General features: G+C 64.3%; 3 protein-coding genes. All 3 read left to right on the forward strand.

The features are described from left to right. A partial coding sequence (locus QZY06_RS07300) for a YbhN family protein (protein ID WP_367275582.1) occupies positions 1-328 on the forward strand: 328 nt, incomplete at its 5' end. Between the two features lie 126 nt (positions 329-454). After that, positions 455-2,539, forward strand: coding sequence for a catalase (locus QZY06_RS07305; RefSeq protein WP_295682233.1), 2,085 nt, complete (start codon positions 455-457; stop codon positions 2,537-2,539). 363 nt (positions 2,540-2,902) lie between these two features. Continuing rightward, positions 2,903-3,466: a hypothetical protein gene (locus QZY06_RS07310; protein ID WP_295682236.1), complete on the forward strand. Its 564-nt coding sequence runs from the start codon at positions 2,903-2,905 to the stop codon at positions 3,464-3,466. The last annotated feature ends 198 nt before the right edge of the window (positions 3,467-3,664 follow it).

A 3,664-nucleotide genomic window follows, 5' to 3' on the forward strand; every position in this document is an offset into this window, starting at 1 on the left:
GCTGCTGCGCCAGCACGTCGACTTTCCGCTCGTGCTCGGCGTGTTCCTGCTGGCCGCCATCGCCGGCGCGGCAACGCATGTTCCCGCCGGGCTCGGCGTGACCGAAGCGGTGTTCTTCGGCGCGCTCGGCAGCCGCGTGCCGCATGCCGAACTGTTTGCCGCGCTGCTCACCTACCGCGCGCTTTATTACCTGATGCCGCTATGCGCGGCGATCCCGGTTTATTTCCTGCTCGAAGCCCAGGGCCGCGACCGCAAGCTCGATGCAGCGAACGGCGCTGAAGAGACTCCTGCCCCTATCGCACAACAGCAGCGGCCCGCGCAGACCTGAGTACTGCGCGGCCTCTTTCTCAACTGAAGTTTCCTACCCATGACTGCTCCGGACACAGTTCCGGACGGCCTGCTGTTCCCCATCGTCGATACCGCTGATGGGACCCATCCGAGGAGATCGACACCGATGGCAAAGGCAAAAAAAGCTCGCACCGCAGCGCCGCGCGGCAATACCGATGTACTCGATGCCTACCTGGTATCCGACGAAGGCTCGGGCCTGACCAGCAATCAGGGCATTCCGATTCCCGACGACGACAACAGTCTGCGCGCCGGTGAACGCGGCCCGACCCTGGCGGAAGATTTCTACTTCCTGGAAAAGATCCAGCACTTCGATCACGAGCGCATTCCGGAACGCGTGGTCCATGCCCGCGGCGTTGGTGCTCACGGCTATTTCGAAGCCAGCAAAGACATCTCCGAGGTCACCCAGGCGAAGTTCCTGAAGCCCGGCGTGCAGACGCCGGTGTTCGTGCGCTTCTCCACCGTGGCCGGCGAAAAAGGCTCCACCGATCTCGCCCGCGACGTGCGCGGCTTCGCGACCAAGTTCTACACCGAAGAGGGCGTGTTCGATCTGGTCGGAAACAACATTCCGGTGTTTTTCATCCAGGACGCGATCAAGTTTCCCGATCTGATCCATGCGGTGAAGCCGGAGCCACACAACGCCATTCCGCAGGCCGCGTCGGCCCACGACACCTTCTGGGATTTCGCCTCTCTGAGTACCGAAACCACGCACATGCTGATGTGGGTGATGAGTGATCGCGCACTGCCCCGTTCGCTGGCGATGATGGAAGGCTTCGGCGTGCACACCTTCCGCCTGGTCAATGCAGCTGGCGCAGCGACCCTGGTGAAATTCCACTGGAAGCCGAAGGCCGGCACCCACAGTCTGATTTGGGATGAAGCGGTGCAGATTTCCGGCGCCGATCCGGACTTCCATCGCCGCGATCTCTGGGAACAGATCGAAGCCGGCAACTTCCCGGAATGGGAGCTGGGCCTGCAGATGTTCACCGAGAAGGACGCCGCCAAATGGCCGTTCGATGTGCTCGATGCGACCAAGCTGGTACCCGAAGAACTGTGTCCGGTGGTGGTGGTCGGCAAGATGGTGCTGAACCGCAATCCGGACAATTATTTCGCCGAGACCGAGCAGGTGGCGTACAGCGTCGGCCATCTGGTGCCAGGCATCGATCTGTCCGAAGACCCGCTGCTGCAGGGCCGCGTGTTCTCCTATCAGGACACCCAGCTGTCGCGCCTCGGCAGCCCGAACTTCACCGAGTTGCCGATCAACCGCTCGCGCTCGCCGGTGCACAGCAACCAGCGCGATGCGCACATGCGCATGACCATCAACCAAGGCCGCGCCGCGTACTCGCCGAACTCGGTGGGTGGCGGTTGCCCGATGACCGGACGGGCCGGCTTCAAGACTTTTCCGGCGCCGGTATCCGGCGTCAAGCAGCGCATCCGCGCTGCCAGCTTCGCCGAGCATTTCTCGCAGGCGACGATGTTCTACAACAGCCAAAGCGCGGTCGAACGTGCCCACATCGCGGCTGCCTTCAGCTTCGAACTCGGCAAGGTCGAAACCCCGGCGATACGGGTACGCATGCTCGGCAATCTCGCCAAGGTCAGCAGCGAATTGGCGAAGACCATCGGCGAGAATCTGAACATCGTTCCCGATGCCACGAAGGGTGGTCCGGCGATCGATGTGAAGGTCAAGAGCCCGATCAAGCAATCGGCGGCGCTGAGTCTGATGTTCCGCCCAGGCAGCAACGGCATTCGCGGCCTGAAGATCGCCGTGCTCGCCGGGCCGGGCTGCAACGATCAGCAGATCGCTTCGGCGAAAACAGCGCTGACCGCGGCCGGTGCCACGGTGAAAGTGCTGGCTGCGAGGCTCGGCACGCTCAAGGGCCAGCATGGCGAGGTTCAGGTTGATCACACACTTGCAACGATGCCGTCGGTGGCCTTCGATGCGGTGGTCATCCCCGGCGGGGCATCGCCGGCAGCATTGGCGAAGACGGTGGAAGGCACGGCGTTCGTGCGCGAAATCCACAACCATCTGAAGACCATCGTTGCCTGCAAGGATGCCGCTCCCTTGCTGGCCGCTGCCGGCGTTAAAACGGACACCATCGGCGTGTTCCGCTTCGCCTCGTCGAAAGCCGAATGGGCGGCGGTGATCGCCGCGGTCGCCAAGCTGAAGCATTACGAGCGCAGCGAGCAGGCGGTCTGATCCGGCGCTGCACTCGTCGATCGGTCAGCGCGGCTTTCATCCGCGCTGACCGCTTCGTTTCTGCCTGCCGCCTTGTAATTACTGCCCGACTTCAGGATTGGGACGACGCACCAGGAGCGGGCACGCGCGATGCAATCGCCTTTCCTCGTCAACCCGACAAATGACCGACAAGTGGAGGAGTCCATGAAATTCGGCACACCCATCCAGACGCCACCCGTTCAGACGGATAAGAAAAAACGCACCGAGCTTCGGCACCCCGCTGGCGCTCGCCGCACCCGCTTGAACCGCCGCCCATCCAGATCCCGCAATGGCACTGAGCAGGATCCCCAGACGATCCAGCAGAGCCCGCCAAGAGCAGCCTCCATGACCATCATCATCACCGGCAACTTCGAGCAGCTCCCCGACGCCCAGAAGGCTTTGGCCGATCTCGCTGCGGCCGGCATCGCCGCCGAGCAGATGAGCACTTTCTTCGTCAGCCCGTCCGCCGAACCGGACCAGTACTTCGAAGGCGACGGCCCGCCGCCGGTCGATGAAGCCGCCAAGGGGGGTGCTTCCGGCGCCGCCGTCGGCGCTGCGGTCGGTGCGGTTGCCGGACTGGCGACCCTGCCGCTGCTCGGCCCGGCGGCCGTTGCCGTGGCGGGCGCTGGCGCCTATGTCGGCTCGTTCGCCGGCGCGATGCTCAAGGTCGAGGATCACAACGAGCCTGGCGCCGAGACACCCGCCGAAGTGCTTCCGGACCCGTCATTGCGCCGCAAGGCCGGCTCGCTGATTGCCGTAGCGGCATCGGCGCCGGAACTGCAGCGCAAGGTCGCCGACATTCTTCGCACGCGAGGCGGCACCGACATCGAGCGCACCGAAGGCAGGCTCGTCGGCGGTCAGTGGACCGACTTCGATCCGCTGGCACCGCTGCGCCTGATCGACGCCTGATCGCAGAGAAATCCGGCTGCGCGCTTCAGCGCGCGCAGCCGGCAGCGATGCGATTGGCCAACTCGGTGGGATCCGCCGGCTTGGTCAGATGGCCATCGAAGCCGGCGGCGATTGCCTCATCGCGATCGGCGATGCTGGCGAAGCCGGTGAGCGCGATCGCCAGCGTTCTCGGCAAGCGCCGCGCCGCTTCGATCACCC

Source organism: uncultured Nevskia sp. (genome assembly GCF_903885465.1).
GTDB lineage: Bacteria > Pseudomonadota > Gammaproteobacteria > Nevskiales > Nevskiaceae > Nevskia.

Bases quoted from the DNA above. Each gene is read 5' to 3' on its own strand.
- QZY06_RS07310 (WP_295682236.1), top strand. From the start codon at position 2,903: ATGACCATCATCATCACCGGCAACTTCGAGCAGCTCCCCGACGCCCAG.
- QZY06_RS07305 (WP_295682233.1), top strand. From the start codon at position 455: ATGGCAAAGGCAAAAAAAGCTCGCACCGCAGCGCCGCGCGGCAATACC.